We start from the raw sequence: 20283 nt of genomic DNA, 5'->3' as shown, positions 1-20283 counted from the left end.
AGGGGCGGTCTTGGAAGCAAGACCCTTCTACCTAGGCGACGGTGACAGTTTGATGACCGACGTTCAAGCCCGCGCCGTCAGGGCTGGGGGCTGGTCGGGATTTGGCGAACACCAACAACCCGACCAGCGTGCAAAAGATTGCCAGTAAAAACAGCAGTCCCTTGATCATTCCTTAGCAGCCGCCTTTTTCGCCGGAGCCTTCTTAGCCGGTGCTTTTTTCGCAGCGGGTTTCTTTGCCGCCGCCTTTTTTGCGGGGGCTTTCTTCTTGGCTGGGGCTTTGCGTTTCTTGCCGCCTTTCGCCTGCTTGTCCTCGATCAACTGCACCGCTTGCTCCACGGTCAGATCGTCGGGGGCGACCTCTTTGGGGATGGTGGCATTGACCTTTTCCCATTTCACGTAAGGCCCGTATTTGCCCTCCATGATGGAGATTGCGCCGCCTTCATCAGGGTGTTCGCCCATGTCACGCAGGGTTTTCGCCGCCGCGCCGCGTCCACCGCGGGATGCGACTTTTTCGGCGAGCAGTTGCACCGCGTGGTTCATGCCGACTGTGAACACATCTTCCAGCGTTTCCAAGTTCGCGTTGGTGCCACCACGGTTTGACGTGGTGTCGGCGTGTTTGATGTAGGGGCCGTAGCGCCCGATGTTGGACCAGACGTTCACGCCGTCCTCAGGGTGCTGACCGATCAGGCGCGGCAAAGACAGCAGGCGCACGGCTTGCGGCAGGTCGATATCCTCGGGTGGCCATTCTTTCGGGATCGACTGGCGGTTCGGCTTTTTGTTTTCCTCGGTTACTTCGCCGCGTTGGGCGTAGGGGCCGAAGCGGCCTTTGTGGATCCAGATCTTGTCACCGTCGTCCTCGCCCAGAAGTTTGCCCTCCGGTGGGATGGCGCTGGCTTCCAGTTCAGGGTTGGGCGGGCCGAAGGGGCGCGTATATTTGCAATCCGGGTAGCGCGAGCAGCCGATGAATGCGCCGCCGGAACGCGCGGTCCGCATGGACAGGCGACCCTCGCCGCAGTTGGGGCACAGACGCGGATCGGTGCCTTCCTCGTTCGGCGGAAAGATGTGCGGGGCCAGTACGTCGTTCAGCTTCTCCAGCACTTCCGTGATCGAGAGGTCCAGCGCTTCCGCGATGGCGACGGAGAAGTCGCGCCAGAAGCGTTCCAGCACGGTTTTGTAGTCGCGGTCACCGGCGGAGACGTCGTCAAGCTCGGCCTCCAGCGCGGCGGTGAAGTCGTATTCGACGTAGCGCGAGAAGAAGTTTGACAAGAACACCGTCACCAGACGGCCTTTGTCTTCAGGGATCAGTCGGTTCTTGTCCTTGATCACATAGCTGCGGTCTTGGATCGTGGTGACAATCGATGCGTATGTGGACGGGCGACCAATGCCGAGCTCTTCCATGCGCTTCACGAGTGTCGCCTCGGTGTAGCGTGGCGGCGGCTGGGTGAAGTGCTGTTCGGGCGTGACCGACTTCTTCGGCGCGGCCTCGCCTTGGTTGATCTGGGGCAGGGACTTGTCATCGTCGTCGATGACGGCGTCATCCTTACCTTCTTCGTAGACGCGCAAGAACCCGTCGAACATCATCACTTGGCCGGAGGCGCGCAGCTCTACCTGTCTGTCGTCGGAACCGATCAGAACGGTTGTGCGCTCCAGCTTGGCCGCAGCCATTTGGGACGCGATGGTGCGTTTGTAGATCAGGTCGTACAGCTTGCGTTGATCCGCATCCATGATCGACAGGTCTTCGACACCTTTGGCCAATTCGGTCGGGCGAATACACTCGTGCGCCTCTTGGGCGTTCTTGGCTTTATTTTTGTAGATGCGCGGCTCGGACGGGACGTATTTATCGCCGAACTTGTCTTTGATTGCGTCGCGGGCGGCGGTCACGGCTTCCGGTGCCATGTCGATGCCGTCTGTCCGCATGTATGTGATGTGTCCGGCCTCGTAGAGGCGTTGTGCGGCACTCATGGTTTGGCGCGCGCCCATGCCGAACTTGCGGCTGGCTTCCTGCTGCAAGGTGGAGGTCATGAAGGGGGCGGACGGGTTGCGCGAGCCGGGTTTGGCCTCAACGCTGGTGACTTTCAGATCGCGCGAGTTGATCGCGGATACAGCCAGTTCGGCGGCGGTGTCATTGGCGATATCGAACTTGTCGAGCTTCTTGCCCGCGAGGGTAGTCAGACGGGCCTCATAATCTTGGCCGCGCGAATTGGAGAGCATCGCCTTCACCGTCCAGTATTCTTGGGCGTTGAATTTCTCGATTTCCATCTCGCGGTCGACGATCAGGCGCAGGCAAACCGACTGCACACGGCCTGCGGATTTTGCCCCAGGCAGGCGGCGCCACAAGACGGGCGACAGTTTGAAGCCCACAAGGTAGTCGAGCGCACGGCGTGCCAGATAGGCGTCGACCAGCGGCTGGTCGACTTGGCGCGGGTTTTTCATGGCCTCGGTGACGGCGGTTTTGGTGATGGCGTTAAAGACCACGCGACTGACGGGCGTGTCTTTCTTGATAACCTTGCGCTTGCGCAGGGTTTCCTCAAGGTGCCACGAAATCGCTTCTCCTTCGCGGTCGGGGTCGGTCGCGAGGATCAGGTTGTTGTCATCTTTTAATGCGTCGGCGATTGCTTTGACGTGCTTTTTCGAGTCGCTTGCGACCTCCCAAAGCATGTCGAAATCATTATCGGGATCGACTGAACCGTCCTTCGGGGGCAGGTCTCTGACGTGGCCATAAGAGGCAAGCACCGTGTAGCCGGGGCCGAGATATTTGTTGATTGTCTTAGCCTTGGCAGGCGACTCGACGACAACTACGGGCATGAATGCCTCTCCTTAAACGACTACTGCGATGAGCGGTTACATGTGGCCGCGATGTAAGGGTTGTCAACAGGGGGCATCATCAATTGCCTGTTGGGATGTCGGGTTTCACGCCTGAATCAGGGGGAAAAGACACGTTCCGTGCTCAAATGACGCAAAGTCGTTACAGGCAGTGGTGAAATCTAAACGGTTAACGTCTAAGTAGAGCCTATGAGATACATAGCCTTGATAGTCTTTATGCTTCCGACCGCCGCAATGGCCGACTGCGTGGTGTTGTTGCACGGGTTGGCACGGAGCGGCTTTTCGCTGTCGGTGATGGAGCAAAGTTTAGCCAGCAGCGGCTACCAAACGGTGAACCCGTCCTACCCATCCACGACCGAGACAATTGACGAATTGTCCGAGGCCACAATCCCCGCCGCGATTGCCGAGTGCGGTGCCAACACACCGATCCATTTCGTGACCCACAGCATGGGCGGCATACTTGTGCGCAACTGGTTGAAGAATAACGAGCTGGAACATTTGGGCCGCGTTGTGATGCTGGCCCCGCCCAACAAAGGCTCGGAACTGGTGGACCAGCTCAGCGCGTGGGAGCCGTTCGAGTGGGTGAATGGCCCCGCTGGCGCTCAGCTGCATACGGGCGCGGATTCCCTGCCGAATACTTTGGGGCCTGTTGACTTCCCTTTGGGTGTGATTGCTGGGACGCAGACGCTTAATCCGTTTTATTCGCTGCTTATTCCCGGTCCGGACGACGGCAAAGTGTCGGTTGAAAGCACCAAGATCGAGGGCATGGCGGACCATATGGAATTCGCGCTGACGCATACGTTCATGATGAATTCGCCGCTGGTCGTCGCTGAAACGATTCACTTTTTGGAAGAGGGCGCTTTTGACCGTAGTCTGACGCTTACAGATGTCGTTATTCAAGTGGCAGAGAAAGCGGGCGAAACCGCGTCGGACGTGGCCACGGACGTAGGGCAAGTCGTGACAGAGGCGGCCACAGACGTGGGTGCGGCGGTGACGGAAACCGTTGAGCAAACGCTTGAAGCCGTGAGCGCGGACTAGGTTACGACTTCGGGCTGATCCGGTTTATGTGGCCCATCTTGCGGCCCGCTTTTGCGTCGGCTTTACCGTAGAGATGCAGGGCGACGGCTGGGTCTGCTGACCGGGCGGGGATAGTGTCCATGTCCGCGCCGATCAGGTTTTCCATCACAACATCCGCGTGGCGGCTTCCATCGCCCAGCGGCCAGCCTGCCACTGCGCGAATGTGTTGCTCGAACTGGTCGATAACGCATCCGTTTTGCGTCCAATGGCCGGAATTATGCACGCGCGGTGCGATTTCATTCACGATCAGACCTGCCGGAGTGACGAACAGCTCTACCCCGAGCACGCCGACGTAATCCAGTGCGTTTAAAATGCGGCCCGTCATCAGTACGGCGTCCGTGCGCAAGGACGCGGATACCGACGCGGGTACGGTGGTGGTGTGCAATATGCCGTCGCGGTGCACGTTTTCGCCCGGATCGAAGCATGCGACTTGCCCGTCAGCGGAGCGCGCGCCGATCACGGATATCTCGCATGAGAAATCCACGAAGCCTTCCAGAACGGCGCTTGCCCCGTCCATCGCGGCGAAAGCGCCCTCGGCGTCCGACGGAGCGCTGAGACGCGCTTGACCTTTGCCATCATATCCTAACGTGCGGGTTTTCAAGATTGACGGGGTGCCAACGGCGGCCACGGCTTTATGCATGTCGTCCAGCGTGTCGACGGCCATAAAGGGCGCGACGGTCAGGCCGATGTCTTCTAGGAACGCCTTCTCCGACATCCGGTCTTGGCTCACCGTTAGCGCGCGGCGGTTCGGGCGCACATCGCGCAGCGCTTCCAACTGATCGAGTGCGGAGGCGGGGATGTTTTCGAATTCATAGGTGATGACATCGACCGAATTTGCGAATTTGCGCAAGGCGTCGGCGTCATCATAGGACGCTTGCATGTGGTCGTTGGCGACATGCGATGCGGGGCAATCGCCGCCCGGCTCGAACACACAGGTTTTGAAGCCCAAGCGTGACGCAGCGACTGACAGCATGCGGCCCAATTGGCCGCCACCGAGGATGCCGATGGTTGCCCCAGTGGGCAGTGCGTTAGTCATTTGTAGGCTCCTGCGGGATGGAGGCGGAAAGCTCTGCGCGCCAAGTGTCGAGGCGTGCGGCGAGGTCACTGTCTTGCAGTGCCAGAATACCTGCGGCCATGAGGCCTGCGTTCGCGGCACCAGCGGCACCGATGGCCATCGTGGCCACGGGAAACCCGCGTGGCATTTGCAAGATGGAGTAGAGACTGTCCACGCCCGACAGCGCTTTGGTCTGCACTGGCACGCCGATCACCGGAACGCGGGTTTTCGACGCCATCATACCAGGCAGGTGCGCCGCGCCGCCAGCGCCCGCGATGATCACTTGCAAGCCGCGATCCACGGCGGTTTTTCCATACTCCCACAGGCGGTCGGGGGTGCGGTGGGCAGAGACGATTTTTGCCTCGTAGGGGATCCCCAACGCGTCGAGCATATCGGCGGCCTCTTTCATCGTGGGCCAATCGGATTGGCTGCCCATAATAATGCCGACGGGGACGGATGCGTTGCTCATGATGGGACCGCTTTCAGTATGCCGATTTTAAGCCGCCCTTATAGCGGGTTGGGACGGTCACGCAATAATATCTGGGGTAAGCTGGTCCTCAAGCACGGAGATGCGGTCTTTCAAGGACAGTTTTTGCTTTTTCAGCCGCCGCACGGTGAGCGGATCGGGCGCTGGTTTTTCCTGCAACGCTGCGATTGCGTCGTCCAGATCGCGGTGCTCGCGTTTGAGAACCTCAAGCTTCACGCGGAGCACATCGTTCTTGGTCATGTTTTCGGATGATTTCACGGGCTTAGTGCTCTTTCCTGAGGTTGCATCCAATGTGAGCATGCGGAGGCGCTGTGTCTAGTGATTCACTGAACTCGCTCTTGATTCATCGCGAAACTGCCCCCATTTTCATGAGGTGGCTGCCTTAGGGGGCCATTTTCGCAAAGTCGCTTCATCATCTAGGACTGTGCCATGACAAAGCTAACCTTGGGGTCACACCCATTTTTGCTGGGGTTCGACCAGCTGGAACGGCTGGTGGAACGCACCGCCAAATCCGAGAACGGCTATCCGCCATTCAATATCGAACAATCTGCCGAAAATACGTATCGCATTACGCTGGCTGTTGCGGGGTTCGGGGAGGACGATCTGTCCATCACCGTCGAAGACCGGCAACTGATCGTGCGCGGCAAGCAAGCCGAGGCAGGCGAGGACCGTATTTTCCTGCACAGAGGCATCGCCGCGCGCCAGTTTCAGAAAGCGTTTGTGCTGGCCGACGGCGTTGAAGTCGCCGGAGCCTCTACGGAAAACGGGCTGCTGCATGTGGACCTGAAGCGGGCCGTACCTGATGCGATTGTGCAAACTATCAAGATCAACAAAGGATAAGTGTCATGGATACTCAAATTGACCTGAAAAGCTTGGGTGGCGACGCCCGTATCGTCTACGTGCGTGCGGTTGATGCGGCCGAATTGTCTGCCGAAGTCCTAGAGGAGCTGGACGGCGCCAAGCAGCTCTACGCCGTGCACGCCGCTGATGGAGAGCGACTGGCTGTCGTTCAAGATCGCGATGTGGCCTTCTTGCTGGCGCGTCAGAACGACTATGCGCCGGTGACGGTGCATTGAGCGAATATCCCTTCGATTGGGTTGACGCCTTTACCGACACCGCGTTCGCCGGAAACGGCTGTGCGGTGGTCTACGACGAGGGTGAACTGTCCTCGGATGTTTGCCTGAGATACACGAAGGAAACGGGGCTGGTGGAGTGTACCTTCATCGGCCCTTCCGATGTGGCGGACCTGAAAGTGCGCTACTTTCTGGCGTCGCACGAGATCGCGTTCGCAGGTCACCCGACTGTTGCATCCGTCCGGTCGGCGTTGGCGCGGGGACGGGTGTCCGGCCCGCGCCTGACGCTGGAGACGGGGGCGGGCATCATCACGGTCGACGTGTCGGACGATAATTGGATCACCATGACCCAGAACGCGCCGGTTTTCGGGCAGGTGGTGCCATTGGAGCGTGTGGCCGAGGTCGTAGGTCTTGACGAGAACGATATCGTGGGGCTGCCTCAGGTGGTTTCAACCGGATTGCCGTTTGTCATAACCGTGGTACGTGACCACGCTGCGCTGCGTCGTGCTAAGATGAACGCAAGCGCGATGGAGGCGTTTCAAAACGCCGTGTCTTTTGAAGGCAAGCCAGTGATGGAGCCCTATTTGGTGAGCTTGAACGGCGCTACGGCAGAGGGCGACACCTTCAGCCGCCTGCTGATGAAGCCACCAAGCCCGAAAGAAGACCCGTTCACCGGATCGGCCACGGGCTGCGCTGCGGCGTATTTGTGGCATCATGGGTTGATTAAATCGCCAAGTTACTGCGCTGAGCAAGGGCATGACATGGGCCGGCCTGGATTGGCGCGCGTAGAGGTTTTGGGCCCGCGCGACGCAATCACAGGCGTAAAAGTCGCGGGGCAGGGGCGCATTGTGATGCGCGGGACCATGCTGCCCTGATTGCGCCGCAGGGGTAGAAATAAAAAAGGCCCTCCGGTTCTGGAGGGCCTTTTTCTTGAAAGCTTACGATTTAACCTTTGATCAGGCCCATCGATTCCAGCTTCAGGATCACCTGATGGGCGCAGTTGTCGACTTCCACATTTTCGGTCTCGACCGACAGTTCGGGGTTCTCTGGCACGTCGTAGGGGTCTGAAATGCCTGTGAATTCCTTGATCTTGCCTTCGCGGGCCAGCTTGTAGAGGCCCTTGCGGTCACGGCGCTCGCATTCCTCGATGGAGGTCGCGACGTGCACTTCGATGAAGGCACCAAAGGCTTCGACATCTTCGCGCACCGCGCGGCGGGTCGTGGCGTAGGGGGCGATAGGCGCGCAGATTGCGATGCCGCCGTTCTTGGTGATCTCGGACGCGACATAGCCGATGCGGCGGATGTTCAGGTCGCGGTGCTCTTTCGAGAAGCCCAGCTCCGAGCTGAGGTTTTTACGAACGATGTCGCCGTCCAGAAGTGTCACCGGACGTCCGCCCATTTCCATCAGCTTGACCATGAGCGCGTTGGCGATCGTGGATTTGCCGGAGCCGGAGAAGCCGGTGAAGAACACGGTGAAGCCTTGGCTGGCGCGAGGTGGGCGGGACTTGCGCAACTCGCTAACCACCTGAGGGAAGGAGAACCACTCCGGGATTTCCAAGCCTTCGGCCAAGCGGCGGCGCAATTCAGTGCCTGAGATGTTCAGAATCGTGACGTTCTCGCGGTCCTCGATTTCATCGGCTGGCTCGTATTGGGCGCGCTCCTGCACATAGACCATGTGCTTAAAGTCGACCATTTCGATGCCCATTTCTTCCTGATGCTCGCGGAACAGGTCTTGTGCGTCGTAGGGGCCGTAGAAGTCTTCGCCTGCAGAGTTTTTGCCGGGGCCTGCGTGGTCGCGGCCAACGATGAAGTGGGTGCAGCCGTGGTTTTTGCGGATCAGCCCGTGCCAGACAGCCTCACGTGGGCCAGCCATACGCATGGCAAGGTTCAAAAGGCTCATGGACGTTGTAGAGGATGGGTATTGATCCAGCACCGCTTCGTAGCAGCGGACGCGGGTGAAGTGGTCAATGTCACCGGGTTTGGTCAGGCCAACGACAGGGTGGATCAGCAGGTTGGCTTGCGCCTCTTTCGCGGCGCGGAACGTCAACTCTTGGTGGGCGCGGTGCAGCGGGTTGCGCGTTTGGAAGGCCACAACTTTGCGCCACCCCATTTTGCGGAAGTATGCGCGCATTTCGTTCGGGGTATCGCGGCGGGCGCGGAAGTCATAATGCACGGGCTGCTGGATGCCGGTAATGGGGCCGCCGAGGTAGATTTTGCCTGCTTGGTTGTGCAGGTAGTTCACTGCTGGGTGGGCGCTGTCATCCGCGCCAAAGACCTTCTCCGCCTCATTGGCTTTGTTAGGTTCCCATTTGTCCGTGACCGACATCATCGCAAGGATCACGCCTTCTTGGTCGCGCAGGGCGATGTCTTGACCGACCTCAACGGACTGCGCGAAGTCGTCGCCCACATCTAGAGTGATCGGCATTGGCCAGAGTTCGCCTGTGGACAAACGCATGTTTTCGACGACGCCGTTGTAGTCTTCTTCGGACAAGAACCCTTTAAGCGGGTTGAAGCCGCCGTTCATCAAAAGCTCCAGATCGCAGATCTGGCGCGGCGTCAGATCCCACGAGGTTAGGTTCGCCGCTTCGGTCTTCATCTTCTGGGCGCTGTCGTACGACACGTAGAGTTCTGGAATGGGTGTTAGGTAATTATTCATAAGTCTAGTCCTGTCGCTTAAGGGGGAAATGCTTGATTTGGTGCCGGTTAACTCGGCGTGAAGGGCGTGGTATTCGGAAAGCTTTCGTTTGAGGAAAGCACTGATCAGTTGGTTTTTCTTCGCGGCCCCGCGGGTGGTTAGGGCATAGGCGAAGCGTTGGCGTTTGTCGGGGCCAGCGCGTTGGTCCACGGTGATTAGCCCCGCGTCCGCTGCCGCGCGCAGCAGCGAGTTGAGCCGCCCGAGCGACACCTTTAGCGCTGTGGCTGTCGCCCGCTGGGACGCGCCCGGCGCCAGATCAAGCTGGCGCAGAAGTCGGAAGAGCAGGTCTTCGTCGTCCAGTGCGGGTTTACTCAGTAGGGTCATCACGTCGACTCAAAGTGTGTTCACGCATGAACACATCGCAGACTCTGCGCCAAAAACAAGGGGGGAGTTGCGGGGAAAGCAACCTGACATGCAGCGCTACAATTCGGCAACACTAAAAGAGCGCCTGCCGATCTCTCGGGGCGCCCTCTTGTTAACGTTATATTTCGGTGTGCGGGTCAGGTTTCCTCAGCGATGAAACGCTCTGCCTCCAGTGCGGCCATGCAGCCCATACCGGCGCTGGTGACGGCTTGGCGGTACTTGTGGTCCGTCAGGTCGCCAGCGGCGAAGATGCCGGGGATCGACGTTTCGGTGCTGTCGGGTTTTGTGACCACGTAGCCACCCATGTGAGTTTCCAACACATCTTTAACCAACTCGTTAGACGGCGCGTGGCCAATCGCCACGAACACGCCTTTGCACGGGATCTCTGTAACCACACCGGTTTTGGTGTGCTTAACCTTCACGCCTTCAACGCTGAGCGGCGCTTCGGTGCCGGTGACTTCTGCAAGCTCATGGAACCACAATGTTTCGATCTTGGGGTTCTTTTGCAGGCGGTCGATCAGGATGCGTTCCGCGCGCAACTCGTCGCGGCGGTGGATGAGGGTCACTTTGGATGCAAAGTTGGTGAGAAACAGGGCTTCCTCAACGGCGGTGTTGCCGCCCCCGATCACGACGATCTCCTGACCGCGGTAAAAGAAGCCGTCGCAAGTCGCACAAGCTGACACGCCGAAGCCTTTGAATTTCTCTTCGCTCTCAAGCCCCAGCCATTTTGCGCGTGCGCCGGTTGCCAAGATAACCGCGTCGGCGGTGTAGAGCGTGCCGCTGTCGCCTTTCGCCTTGAACGGGCGCGACGATGTATCGAGGTCTGTGATGATGTCGCTGATGATTTCGCAGCCCATTGCCTTGGCATGATCTTGCATGCGCACCATCAGGTCGGGGCCTTGCACCTCGGTGTCGCCGGGCCAGTTTTCGACTTCTGTGGTGGTGGTCAGCTGGCCGCCTGGCTCAATCCCTTGAACCAAGATCGGTTCCAGCATCGCGCGCGATGCGTATACCCCGGCGGTGTATCCTGCTGGGCCGGAGCCGATGATCAAAACTTTGGTGTGGCGCGTGTCGGTCATTGCGGATTCCCATCGGCGTTTTTTGAGGTCAGCAACATATAATTGGCGCGAACCGCAAGCGAAAGGGGGCGGGAGTCATTTTGCGACAGGCTGGGCTTCTTTAACAAAGGGTCCGTGGAAATTGCATATCATTTAATATGTTGCGCATGCTTGAAATATTATTGCGCGTGAGGCTGCCGTGGAGTAAGACAAATGGCAACGAAGGAGTCCCCAATGGCCGTGTCAAAACTTGACGAGATAGATCGCAAAATTCTAGCGGAGTTGCAGGCCGACGGGCGCATGACAAATGTGGAGCTGGCCAAACGGGTGGGTATCTCCGCGCCGCCGTGTTTGCGCCGTGTGCGCACACTTGAGGAATCGGGGTATATCCGCGGTTACCACGCGAATGTGGAGGCGCGCGCGCTTGGGTTTGAGGTGAAGGTTTTTGCGATGGTGGGGCTGCAAAGCCAAGCGGAGGCCGACCTGTCAGCCTTCGAGGCGCGCTGCAAGGACTGGCCGCTGGTACGAGAGTGTCACATGCTGAACGGCGAAGTTGATTTCATCCTCAAATGCGTCGCGCCAGACCTGAGTAGTTTTCAAAGCTTCCTAACGGAAGAACTGACGTCGGCGGAGAATGTGGCCAGCGTGAAGACGTCATTGGTTATCCGCGTCGCCAAAGACGACCCCGGTGTGCCGTTCGAGATTGTCGAAGAAAGACTGTCGCAGATCGTCTAAGCCCCCTCGCGAAGGGCGCGCACCTCGAATGTGGTCAGGCGGTTGATGAGTTGCGGGCCGAAGAAGTCCAAACCGCGTGCTTGTGGAAATAGTCGAAGCAGCGCGTAGAGCGTTTCGTGATCCAGCAAAGCCTCTGCGTGCGGGCCGGGATGGAAGCTTTCCATTTCCAGACCGTTGACCTTGATGGTCGACTGGCGGTCAAAGCCCAAGTTGAAAACAGCAACAGGCGACACGGGCTGAACCGAAAACACCGACATGCCGTCCTCAAACGCGCGCACGGGTGCGAATGCCTGATCAACGCCGAACAGCGCCTTGCATTTCGGGTGGGAGAACAAGATGTGCGCGCGCGGCGTGACCAGCAAATCCTGCGACGGCTTGGACAGGCCGAATGTTTCGCTGGTGACGCGGTAGAGCGCGCCACGGTCGGTGGATTGCGCCTCGCGCAGGGACATCTCGTAAGATCCGATCCACTGCAGGGGGATCGGGCCATGCTCCGACGTGTGGATCATCATACCGGGTGTCAGGTCTTCGACGGCAACCGGTCCATTTGCAGTCGCGACAATCGCACCGCGCGCCATGTTTGCGCAGGCGCTTTCAATAACGGGTTGCGAGGGAGCAACCAGAGTTTCGTAGCGCGGCTCACCTTGCGGGGTAAGCCACGCGATGTCGTAGGGGCGGGCGACCGCACGCCTGCGGGGCTGTGCGGCGGTGCGGTACATTTCGGTAGATTGCGGGGCGCGAAGGTCGTTGGAAAGATGGGGATTATAGGCCATGCGTCGTCCCTTTTTCAGGTCGTAGCGTGACTGCGTCGGTCCCCACCGGCGCGCAGAACTGCTTGTTTATAAGAGCCCCACAATGCGCTGTTTGAAGGGGTAAAGTCAAATATTTGGCGTCAGTGAGCTGCCTTACGTGAACAATCGCTGCGCAGCTTTCCCACCGTTTCTACCGAGCGCTCAATACGATGGAAATCGTAAGCCGCGCGTGATGCAGAGCGCGATGGACAGCCACGAATCGGTCTGTCACACTTGGAACACCCATACAAAGAGGCGAATGGTGCAGTTAAAGAGCAACGATCAGGTGCTAAAGGTCGTCTCCATGACCCGCTACCACTTTGTGGCGGGCTTTCCTACGGCGGGGGCGCGTCACTTTGCGGGGCTGCTGGCGCAAAACCCGCGGTTTTCCGTGTCGAGCGACAGTGCGGCAGAACAGGTGTTCGGGCTTCTGGACGCTGGTCGCGAGGCGCCTGATTCGCCCCTGTCAGACTTAGATGGTGATACCCGTGCGGCGCTGTTGCGTGGGTCGCTGGATGCGGTTCACCACGCGCGTCCACTAGATGCCGTGGTGATCGACAACAACCCGAAGTGGCTCGGACATATGCGTCGGCTGAGCACCTTGTTCCCGTTGTCGCGCTTTGTTGTCATGGTGCGCGACCCCGCACGCATCGCTGCCGAGATCGCGGAGGAGACTGGCGACGCACGTTCCCCTGCGTCGCTCATGTCAAAAGACGGCTTAATCGGTGCGCCAATGGGGCAGGTGCAAGACTTGCTCGGTAGCGCCGCCGCCGACCGCTTGTTGCTGCTCGACTACGAGCGATTGCTGAGTGATCCGGAGCGCGTGCTGGGTGCTGTGTATAGCTTCCTCGGCGAGCGAGTATTCGCGCATAATTTTCGTGATCTGCCCGCGCGCACCGTGGCCCCCAGCGTCAAGCCACTGGCGCGCCGCTTTTCTATGCCAAGCTTGTCAGGTGCGCACCATGCGCAAACCGCGCCGCAACCCGTCTGGCGTCGCAGTCAAAGCTCCGCTGCGCTGATGCTGCTGTCGGAGACTGGATAACTCATAGCGCCAATGATAGCGTGCTGCTTCAGAAGCAGGGGTAGGGTGCAAGTCCATGGCGACATTAGGTAAACAGCAAATCAAGGATCAATTCGCCAAGGCCCGCCAAGCGCAGCTGTCGGGTCGTTTGGGCGACGCGGAGCGCGGGTACAAAAAGCTGCTGAAAGGCGCGCCCAACTTGGCAGAGGTGCACTTCAACCTTGCCGAAGTGTCCGTGCTGCTTGGCAAAGTCGCGCAAGCTGCATCGGGCTTTGAGGCCGCGTTGAAGCTGCGCCCCAATGAGCCCGCGATCTGGATCAGCTATCTGGATATGGCGAGCAAACACCCCAACCCGCAGAATTTCGAGTTGCTGCGTAAACGCGCCAGCCCAGTGTTGAAGCAAACCCCCGCCTTTGCGTTTTACGAGGGGCTTGCACAGCTTCGCGCCAAGTCGTGGGAGAAGGCAGCGCAGCTGTTTAAGGCGGCGCTTTCGGGTGGATTTCGCCAACCTCAAGTTTTCGCGGAATACAGCGCGGCATTGGTCGAGTTGAAGCAGTACGCGCTGGCGCGCGAGCAGATCGAGAACGGCTTGGCGCTAGCCCCGACGAATGCGCTGCTGCTGTCGCGCAAATCTAGTTTGTTGCAGTCTATGGGAGAGCTGGACGAGGCGCGGGCGACGTTGCAAAAGGCAATAGATCTGTCGCCCAAGGCTGGCTGGCACTACGCGTCCTATGCGTCATTGACGAAAATGGCAGCGGACGACCCGAATATTCCTAAGATGAAAGCCGCGTTGAAAATGCGGCGCGCGGGCGACGAAGACCTGCCGAACTTGGCCTATGCATTGGCGAAAGCGATGGAGGACAGTGGCCAGCACTCCAAGGTGTTCGGCTACCTTGATCAAGCCAATCATGCTTTGGCGAAAGCCTATCCTTATGACGCGGCGGCGGTGGAGGCGATTGCGGAGCGGACGCGGAAGTTGTTCGACGAGTTTGGTGACATGGCTGTCCCAACCAGCACGGCTGCGCCTATCTTCGTTACGGGCGCGCCGCGCTCCGGCACCACACTGGTGGAGCAAATTCTGGCCTCCCATTCGCGCGTCGAGGGTGGCGGGGAGATGGGGCTTATCCAGCCGAAAATCGCAGATCTGATCACGGGGCAAAGTGGCGGTGGCGAGATGTTTTGGGCGAAATGCGCGGAGGCCGTGAGGGAGTTTGAGGCGGATTTGGCGCGGTTGTTCCCCGACGTGCCGCATGTCACGGACAAGTCGATCTCCAGCTACGCGACCTTGGGGTTTTTGGCGAAACTTATGCCGAACGCCCGCTTTGTAGTGGTTCGCCGTGATCCGCGCGACAATGCGTTGTCTATTTACAAGAACCAGTTCAAGGCGGGGCTGCACCGCTATGCCAACCGGCTGGATCACATTGCAATTTTCCTGCGCCAGTTTGAAGACATGGTGGATTTCTGGCGAGACAGGTGCCCGAACAGGTTCCACGAAATACGCTACGAAGACCTGATTGCAGACCCCGAAGGACAATCCAAAGCGCTTGTCGCGGCGGCAGGGCTGGAGTGGGAAGACACGTGTTTATCGTTCTACGAGACCAAGCGGGAGGTGAGAACGCTGTCGGCCACGCAGGTGCGTCAACCTATGTATTCGTCGTCCGTCGGTGCGTGGAAGCGGTTTGAACGCGACATGCAGCCGTTCTTGAAGCAGTACGGCAGTGTCGAGGATGGATGAAGCAGCGGTCTCTCCGCTTCATCCCGGTGTTCAGTTGGCGTCTTGAATTGTCGCTGTTAAGGCCGCGTTAGCGTGCCCCTGCGACCGCGCGGTAAGCTGTCGGCGTGGCGGGTATCACTTGGCGCGCCACTTTGCTGAGGCTCGGTGCACTGAGCGGCAAGCGCGCTTTGGGGGCGCTACGGGCACCGCGTGCCCAAGGCATTGCGACATCAACACGCGCGCTTTCTTCCAGCACCCAAGTCATCCAGCGGTTGTTCTTGCGCATAGCTTTGCTCCGTCTCAGTTGGTTGGGGCACTGCGGCGTCGTCGCTGCTTTATGGCCCCATTAGATGAATTCGTGTCCCATTTGGGGACAGGACCAATCCACCACGGCAATGGGGCATCAGAATGTCGTGTGTTAACTTTTTGCGAAGTATTCTGAAGCCGATTGTGGCGCAGGACGACCACAACAGCGAGGAACGCAAAGGCCAGTAATTCAAAGGTTATTGAGGAAATCTGCTGCATGGGCTGGTTAGTAGCAGCGGAAGTTTAAGGCGTGATTAAGGCCGCACCGTGCCATGCCGTCGTCATGTTTCGCGAGACAAACGCGATTCTAGAGCCTGATTGTTGCAATCAGGCGTCCGTAGTCGGCCTCTTTCTGGTGGACACTGCGCCGGTAGGAATAGAACCGCGCGGGATCGTTATAGGTGCAGTGGCGCGTCCATTCGGCGTGCACGCCAGCGTCGCGCAGCCGTTGCAGCCCGAATGCAGGCAGGTCGAACTGCATTTTGTCTCCGTGCCCGCCCGCAAAGAACCTCGCATAGCTGGGGTCCGCGTCCAAGAATCGCTCGAAGTACTCTTGTCCGACCTCATACGCCGCTTGGCTAATGCAGGGGCCGACGACGGCGTGGATGTTTTCGCGCGCGGCTCCCAGAGCAACCATGGCGTCGACGGTATTCTCGAGTACACCGTCAAGCGCGCCGCCCCATCCCGCATGCGCCGCGCCGATCACTTTGGCTTGGGCATCATGAAATAGTACCGGCTGGCAGTCGGCGGTTAAAACGCCCAATGCCAAGCCCTCGGTCGCGGTGACCATGGCGTCTGCTTTGGGTTTTTCGGCGAGGGGGCCGTCCACAACGACAACGTCGGCGGAGTGGCACTGATGCAAAGAAACGAGGTGGTCGGGCGCGACCTGCATGGCCTGCGCCACGCGGGCGCGGTTGGTCAGCACGGCTTCCGTTTGATCTGACGAGCCTTGTCCGCAATTCAACCCCTCGAAAATGCCCGATGAGGCCCCGCCTTTGCGCGTGAAGAAGCCGTGCCGGACAGGGCCGAGGCTATCTGCGGTAAGGATTTCCAATGTCATGTCGAACTCGCTCGGTCAAAGCCTGGGGGCAGGGGGGCATCGTGCGGCGTCAGGGCAATTGCTTTGAACAGCGTCCCCATTTCATCGGGGTGCGTCAAGCGGCGATGCGCTGCGATATGGGTTTCCAATGCGTCGTCGGTCATATTTCGCGCCAAAGCCTGTGCGCGCGTGGTGATGCCCAAGCGCTCAAGAAGCAGCCCTTGCGGGGTCATCGGGCTAACGTTGCAAGAGGTTGCGGCGGCGGACAACGCCTCGAAGTCGACGTGCGCTGTCAGGTCTGCCGCGCCAGGGGTGGCGAGCGGGTCAACGGGTTTATGCGACCTCAAGGCCTGGAATGTGTCCCCCAAGGACCGCCAGTCACCGTAGTCGATGATGATCGCAGCCCCACCTTGGGACACGCGCGCGGCGATTTCGGTCATGATTGGCGCGGCGGACGGGCACAGCTCCACCACGTCGCCCACACCTGTGTCGGCAAGGCGGTGTGACAGAGCATCAACGCGGGTATCCTCGGTCAGGCCGAAGGCCAGCGTGGTGTCGTGCAGGCCGACGCGCCGCTCGCTCCAGCCTTTAGTGGCGCGTATGAACTGACGAATGGGCAGCGCGTCGAAAAATTCGTTGGCGAGCAGGAGTATAGGGCCGTCTGGCAGGGCTGCTGCGTGTTCTACCCACTCAACGTCATGCCCGTTCAGGGTTTCGGCTTGGACATCCCGCAGATGCGAGCTGGCCTCTACCAGCACCACTTTTCGCGGGAACCCCGCCACGCCAGCCGTTGCGCGTAACACGTCGCGCATTAGGGTGCCGCGACCGGGACCGAGTTCCGCGAGATAGGCATCAGGGCGGCCTTGGTCGATCCAGGATTGAGCGAGGCACAGGCCCAAGACCTCCCCGAACATCTGGCTGACTTCTGGCGCGGTGATGAAGTCACCTGCAGCGCCGAAGGGGTCGCGGGTCGCGTAGTAGCCGTGTTCAGGGTGCAGCAGGCAGGTCTGCATATAGTCGGCCAAGCTTATCGGGCCATCGACTGCGATCTGGCGGGTGAGCAGGTCGCGCAGCGCATTCATCGACGTTTGGCCCGCACGATCAGGGCCAGCCCCAGCACGATCATCGGAAGGGACAGGATTTGCCCCATTGTCAGTCCATAGCCGCCGAGATGCCACGCCAAGCCGAGCGGGTTGCCGTCCGAGACGAATTGCGCGTCAGGCTGGCGAAAGAATTCGACGAAGCCACGGGCCAAGCCGTAGCCGGTTAAAAACACACCGATCATTGCGCCGGGGCGCATGAGCCAACCACGGCGGTATGCCAGCCACAGCATCACGGTCGCGAGTAGCAACCCCTCAAGACCAGCTTCATATAGTTGCGAGGGGTGGCGCGCGCAGAGCCCATCCACGCCCGGGCAGTCTTGTGCCGCCTGTCCGGGGAACACGAAGCCCCACGGCATATCGGTCGGGCGGCCCCAAAGTTCCGCGTTGATGAAGTTGGCGATACGACCCAGCATCAGGCCGATGGGCGCGGACACAGCCACCGCGTCACCGACGCGCATCGCGGGTAGTTTGTACTTCCAGCAGTAGGCAAGCCCCGCGACCACAACCCCAAGAAATCCGCCATGGAAGGACATGCCGCCCTCCCATACCTTCAGGATTTCTGCAGGGTTCGACAGGTAGTATCCCGGCTGATAAAACATCACGTAGCCTAGGCGCCCGCCCAATACGACGCCTAGGATGATCCACGTCAGCAGATCCTCCGGCTGGTCCTTGGTCATCGGCGCGCCGCCCTCGCCCCACAATGCGGGACGTTTCATCAGGCCCACGACGATGCGCCACGCAACGATGAGTCCAACGATATAAGCAAGGGCGTACCAGCGCAGCGAAAAGGCGAAGCTCCCCAACTCCAAGGTGAAGATTTCGGGGCTGATGTCGGGGAAGGGCAGGGCAAATATTGTCATAAGCGGTTGGTGCGCTGAGGCTGCGACGAAGTCAACCTTGTGCGCGCGCTCAACCCGACCCATATAGGGGCAGGTGACGAAGGAGTGATTAGATGCAGACCCGTAACAAATTTTTCGACGACATGTCGCAACTGATGACCAACGCGATGGGTGTGGCCCAAGGTGCCAAAGGCGAGGCCGACAATGCCCTTAAAGGCATGATGGACCGCTGGTTGGCTGACCGCGATTTCGTCACACGCGACGAGTTTGAAGCCGTGCGACTGATGGCGCAGAAGGCGCGTGAAGAAAACATAGCCCTGACGGCGCGTCTTGAAGCGTTGGAAGCCAAAAAGAAACCAGCCGCGAAAAAAGCCTGAACGACGGTACACGCGGCGAATGGTTTGGACGGCTTGCCTTGCCATTCCCTATGGGTGGCAGATAGGTTCCCGTAGTTCAACAAATCAGGGAACCTGATCCATGCTTCGTTTCGCTGCCGCGGCACTTGCCGCCCTTACCGCGACCACTGCTCTGGCCGACGGGAATTTGCCCGACTTGGACGGCAAAGAGGTCGTCGTTGCCACCGAGAACGCTTACCCGCCCCTGCAATTCATCGAGCCAGGCACTGGCACACCAATTGGCTGGGAGTACGATGCGGTTGCGGAGATTGCCAAGCGTCTGAATTTCAAAGTGGTTTATGAGAATACAAGCTGGGACGCGATGATCCCTGCCGTCTCGCAAGAGCAGTATGATATGGGGATGACCGGCATCACCATTCGTGATGATCGCAAGGAAAAAGTCGACTTTTCCGACGCCTACATGACGTCCGAGATGATCATGATGGTCCGCGGTGATGAAGACCGGTTCAACGATGCTGCGTCCTTTGCGGCGGACGAAGACTTGCTGATGGCGGCACAGCCGGGGACCACACCGTTTTATGTGGGCGTCTACGACGTGCTGGATGGCAACGAGGAAAATGCGCGCATCATCAAGTTTGAGACCTTCGGCGCGGGCGTGCAAGCGCTGCGCACGGGCGACGTTGATCTGGTGTTGACTGACAGCACGGCGGGCAACGGCTATGTGGCCGCATCGGAGGGTGCGTTGAAGATCGTGGGCGAAAAACTGGGCACCGAGGACTTCGGCTTCATCTTCCCCAAAGGGTCCGAACTGGTCGCGCCGATCAACGCGGCCATCGCTGATATGGATAAGGATGGGACCTTGGATGCGCTCAATAAGAAGTGGTTCTTGGACTACAAACTCGGCGGCTAAATTCTAGGTGCTTGGCCCATCAAAAAGTTCTGACGACTTCCCCTATTGGCTGGTGCTGCTTGGGGGCGTCGTTGCCTATCTGGGCTACCAAGTGGTGGCGGATGAGCTGTATTCGCAGGTGCTTGGCACGCTGTCCAAGGGCATCAAGATTACGGTGACTGTCACGCTGGTCGGCTTCACGGTTGCGACATTGATGGGCCTTGGGCTGGCGTTGATGTCCACCTCCCGCAGCATCATCGTCCGCCAGATTGCGCGGTTCTACACCGAAGTCGTGCGCGGCATCCCGATCATCGTATTGCTGCTCTATGTGGCGTTCGTTCTGGCCCCGGGGTTGGTGGCGCTGGCGAATTGGGCGCTTCAACCGTTTGATGTGGAACTCATCCGCACGCGGCAATTTCCGCTCTTGTGGCGGGCCACACTGGCGCTTGCCATCGGCTATTCTGCGTTCATCGCGGAGGTGTTTCGCGCGGGGCTTGCCTCTGTAGATCACGGGCAGGTGGAGGCGGCGCAGACGCTTGGATTGAACCGCTGGCAACGGTTTCGCTACATCGTTTTCCCGCAAGCTATTCGCACTATTCTGCCACCGCTGGGCAATGACTTTGTCGCGATGGTCAAAGATTCCAGCTTGGTCTCCGTTCTAGGGGTGGGCGACATTACCCAACTGGGTAAAGTCACTGCGGCGGGGAACTTTCGCTACTTTGAGACCTACAACGTGGTGGCGCTCATATACCTGACACTGACGGTCACCTTGTCGTTGGCTTTACGCAGATTCGAACGGCATATGCGCCAACCCGGTCAGGATTGATTGCATCCGGCGCGTAAGCGCATAGGTTGGGCACA

Annotated in this window: 22 protein-coding genes; 10 read left to right on the top strand and 12 right to left on the bottom strand. The window is 59.3% G+C overall.

The window, feature by feature from the left end; genetic code table 11:
• Positions 1-31: 31 nt before the first annotated feature.
• Positions 32-169: a hypothetical protein gene (locus tag BLW66_RS17935; protein WP_170833463.1), complete on the bottom strand. Its 138-nt coding sequence runs from the start codon at positions 167-169 to the stop codon at positions 32-34.
• Positions 166-2805: a type I DNA topoisomerase gene (gene topA / locus BLW66_RS11270; protein WP_089947259.1), complete on the bottom strand. Its 2640-nt coding sequence runs from the start codon at positions 2803-2805 to the stop codon at positions 166-168. The genes BLW66_RS17935 and topA overlap by 4 nt, the downstream gene beginning before the upstream one ends.
• 234 nt (positions 2806-3039) lie before the next feature.
• Here topA and BLW66_RS11265 point away from each other — a divergent pair, with 234 nt between their 5' ends.
• Positions 3040-3861 (top strand): esterase/lipase family protein, encoded by an 822-nt coding sequence (locus BLW66_RS11265; protein WP_342027822.1) that lies wholly within the window; start codon positions 3040-3042, stop codon positions 3859-3861.
• Between the two features lies 1 nt (position 3862).
• On the opposite strand, the gene BLW66_RS11260 is transcribed toward BLW66_RS11265, so the two are convergent.
• Genes BLW66_RS11260 through BLW66_RS11250 form a run of 3 tightly spaced genes read right to left on the bottom strand, consistent with a single transcriptional unit; the run spans position 3863 to position 5681 of the window.
• A complete protein-coding gene (locus BLW66_RS11260; RefSeq protein ID WP_089947257.1) occupies positions 3863-4936 on the bottom strand; it encodes a 5-(carboxyamino)imidazole ribonucleotide synthase in 1074 nt (357 codons plus the stop codon).
• On the bottom strand, positions 4929-5423 hold the full coding sequence (gene purE / locus BLW66_RS11255; RefSeq protein ID WP_089947256.1) for a 5-(carboxyamino)imidazole ribonucleotide mutase: 495 nt from the start codon (positions 5421-5423) through the stop codon (positions 4929-4931). Before purE ends, BLW66_RS11260 begins: the two co-directional genes overlap by 8 nt.
• A gap of 57 nt (positions 5424-5480) precedes the next feature.
• Positions 5481-5681: a YdcH family protein gene (locus tag BLW66_RS11250; protein WP_089947255.1), complete on the bottom strand. Its 201-nt coding sequence runs from the start codon at positions 5679-5681 to the stop codon at positions 5481-5483.
• A 189-nt stretch (positions 5682-5870) separates the two neighbouring features.
• Here BLW66_RS11250 and BLW66_RS11245 point away from each other — a divergent pair, with 189 nt between their 5' ends.
• The 3 genes from BLW66_RS11245 to BLW66_RS11235 are packed head-to-tail and all read left to right on the top strand — an operon-like array spanning position 5871 to position 7389.
• Positions 5871-6281: an Hsp20 family protein gene (locus BLW66_RS11245; RefSeq protein WP_089947254.1), complete on the top strand. Its 411-nt coding sequence runs from the start codon at positions 5871-5873 to the stop codon at positions 6279-6281.
• A 5-nt stretch (positions 6282-6286) separates the two neighbouring features.
• Positions 6287-6517 (top strand): DUF1150 family protein, encoded by a 231-nt coding sequence (locus tag BLW66_RS11240; protein WP_089947253.1) that lies wholly within the window; start codon positions 6287-6289, stop codon positions 6515-6517.
• Positions 6514-7389 (top strand): PhzF family phenazine biosynthesis protein, encoded by an 876-nt coding sequence (locus BLW66_RS11235; protein WP_089947252.1) that lies wholly within the window; start codon positions 6514-6516, stop codon positions 7387-7389. Before BLW66_RS11240 ends, BLW66_RS11235 begins: the two co-directional genes overlap by 4 nt.
• Before the next feature lie 70 nt (positions 7390-7459).
• On the opposite strand, the gene BLW66_RS11230 is transcribed toward BLW66_RS11235, so the two are convergent.
• Both BLW66_RS11230 and trxB read right to left on the bottom strand, forming a co-directional pair.
• Positions 7460-9532, bottom strand: coding sequence for a bifunctional sulfate adenylyltransferase/adenylylsulfate kinase (locus BLW66_RS11230; protein ID WP_089947251.1), 2073 nt, complete (start codon positions 9530-9532; stop codon positions 7460-7462).
• A gap of 176 nt (positions 9533-9708) precedes the next feature.
• A complete protein-coding gene (gene trxB / locus BLW66_RS11225) occupies positions 9709-10650 on the bottom strand; it encodes a thioredoxin-disulfide reductase (protein WP_089947250.1) in 942 nt (313 codons plus the stop codon).
• A 213-nt stretch (positions 10651-10863) separates the two neighbouring features.
• Here trxB and BLW66_RS11220 point away from each other — a divergent pair, with 213 nt between their 5' ends.
• Complete coding sequence (locus tag BLW66_RS11220) at positions 10864-11364, top strand: Lrp/AsnC family transcriptional regulator (RefSeq protein WP_089947249.1); 501 nt, start codon at positions 10864-10866, stop codon at positions 11362-11364.
• Here BLW66_RS11220 and BLW66_RS11215 read toward each other — a convergent pair.
• The gene (locus tag BLW66_RS11215) at positions 11361-12137 is read right to left on the bottom strand and encodes a Hint domain-containing protein (RefSeq protein WP_089947248.1); all 777 of its coding nucleotides are present in this window, start codon (positions 12135-12137) and stop codon (positions 11361-11363) included. The genes BLW66_RS11220 and BLW66_RS11215 overlap by 4 nt on opposite strands.
• A gap of 277 nt (positions 12138-12414) precedes the next feature.
• Between BLW66_RS11215 and BLW66_RS11210 the strand changes: the two genes are divergently transcribed.
• Positions 12415-13197 carry a sulfotransferase gene (locus BLW66_RS11210; protein WP_170833462.1) on the top strand — a complete coding sequence of 261 codons (783 nt, stop codon included), beginning with the start codon at positions 12415-12417 and terminating at the stop codon, positions 13195-13197.
• A gap of 55 nt (positions 13198-13252) precedes the next feature.
• Entirely contained in the window at positions 13253-14911 is a 1659-nt protein-coding gene (locus tag BLW66_RS11205; protein WP_089947246.1) for a tetratricopeptide repeat-containing sulfotransferase family protein, read from the top strand.
• A gap of 67 nt (positions 14912-14978) precedes the next feature.
• Here BLW66_RS11205 and BLW66_RS11200 read toward each other — a convergent pair whose 3' ends face one another.
• From BLW66_RS11200 to lgt, 4 genes are all read right to left on the bottom strand, one after another.
• Positions 14979-15176, bottom strand: a complete 198-nt coding sequence (locus BLW66_RS11200) for a hypothetical protein (protein ID WP_089947245.1) — start codon at positions 15174-15176, stop codon at positions 14979-14981.
• Between the two features lie 327 nt (positions 15177-15503).
• On the bottom strand, positions 15504-16256 hold the full coding sequence (pgeF, locus tag BLW66_RS11195) for a peptidoglycan editing factor PgeF (protein ID WP_089947244.1): 753 nt from the start codon (positions 16254-16256) through the stop codon (positions 15504-15506).
• Positions 16253-17317 (bottom strand): class I SAM-dependent methyltransferase, encoded by a 1065-nt coding sequence (locus BLW66_RS11190; protein ID WP_089947243.1) that lies wholly within the window; start codon positions 17315-17317, stop codon positions 16253-16255. Before BLW66_RS11190 ends, pgeF begins: the two co-directional genes overlap by 4 nt.
• Positions 17314-18198 (bottom strand): prolipoprotein diacylglyceryl transferase, encoded by an 885-nt coding sequence (gene lgt, locus BLW66_RS11185; protein ID WP_089947432.1) that lies wholly within the window; start codon positions 18196-18198, stop codon positions 17314-17316. Before lgt ends, BLW66_RS11190 begins: the two co-directional genes overlap by 4 nt.
• 92 nt (positions 18199-18290) lie before the next feature.
• Here lgt and BLW66_RS11180 point away from each other — a divergent pair, with 92 nt between their 5' ends.
• From BLW66_RS11180 to BLW66_RS11170, 3 genes are all read left to right on the top strand, one after another.
• Complete coding sequence (locus BLW66_RS11180) at positions 18291-18554, top strand: accessory factor UbiK family protein (RefSeq protein ID WP_089947242.1); 264 nt, start codon at positions 18291-18293, stop codon at positions 18552-18554.
• A 100-nt stretch (positions 18555-18654) separates the two neighbouring features.
• Positions 18655-19443 (top strand): transporter substrate-binding domain-containing protein, encoded by a 789-nt coding sequence (locus tag BLW66_RS11175; RefSeq protein WP_089947241.1) that lies wholly within the window; start codon positions 18655-18657, stop codon positions 19441-19443.
• 7 nt (positions 19444-19450) lie between these two features.
• Positions 19451-20248: an amino acid ABC transporter permease gene (locus tag BLW66_RS11170; RefSeq protein WP_089947240.1), complete on the top strand. Its 798-nt coding sequence runs from the start codon at positions 19451-19453 to the stop codon at positions 20246-20248.
• Positions 20249-20283: the final 35 nt, after the last annotated feature.

Source organism: Litoreibacter albidus, assembly GCF_900107015.1.
Classification (GTDB): Bacteria; Pseudomonadota; Alphaproteobacteria; order Rhodobacterales; family Rhodobacteraceae; genus Litoreibacter; species Litoreibacter albidus.
Note: the sequence above shows the minus strand (reverse complement) of the source record. Positions and strands in the feature narration are given on the sequence as shown.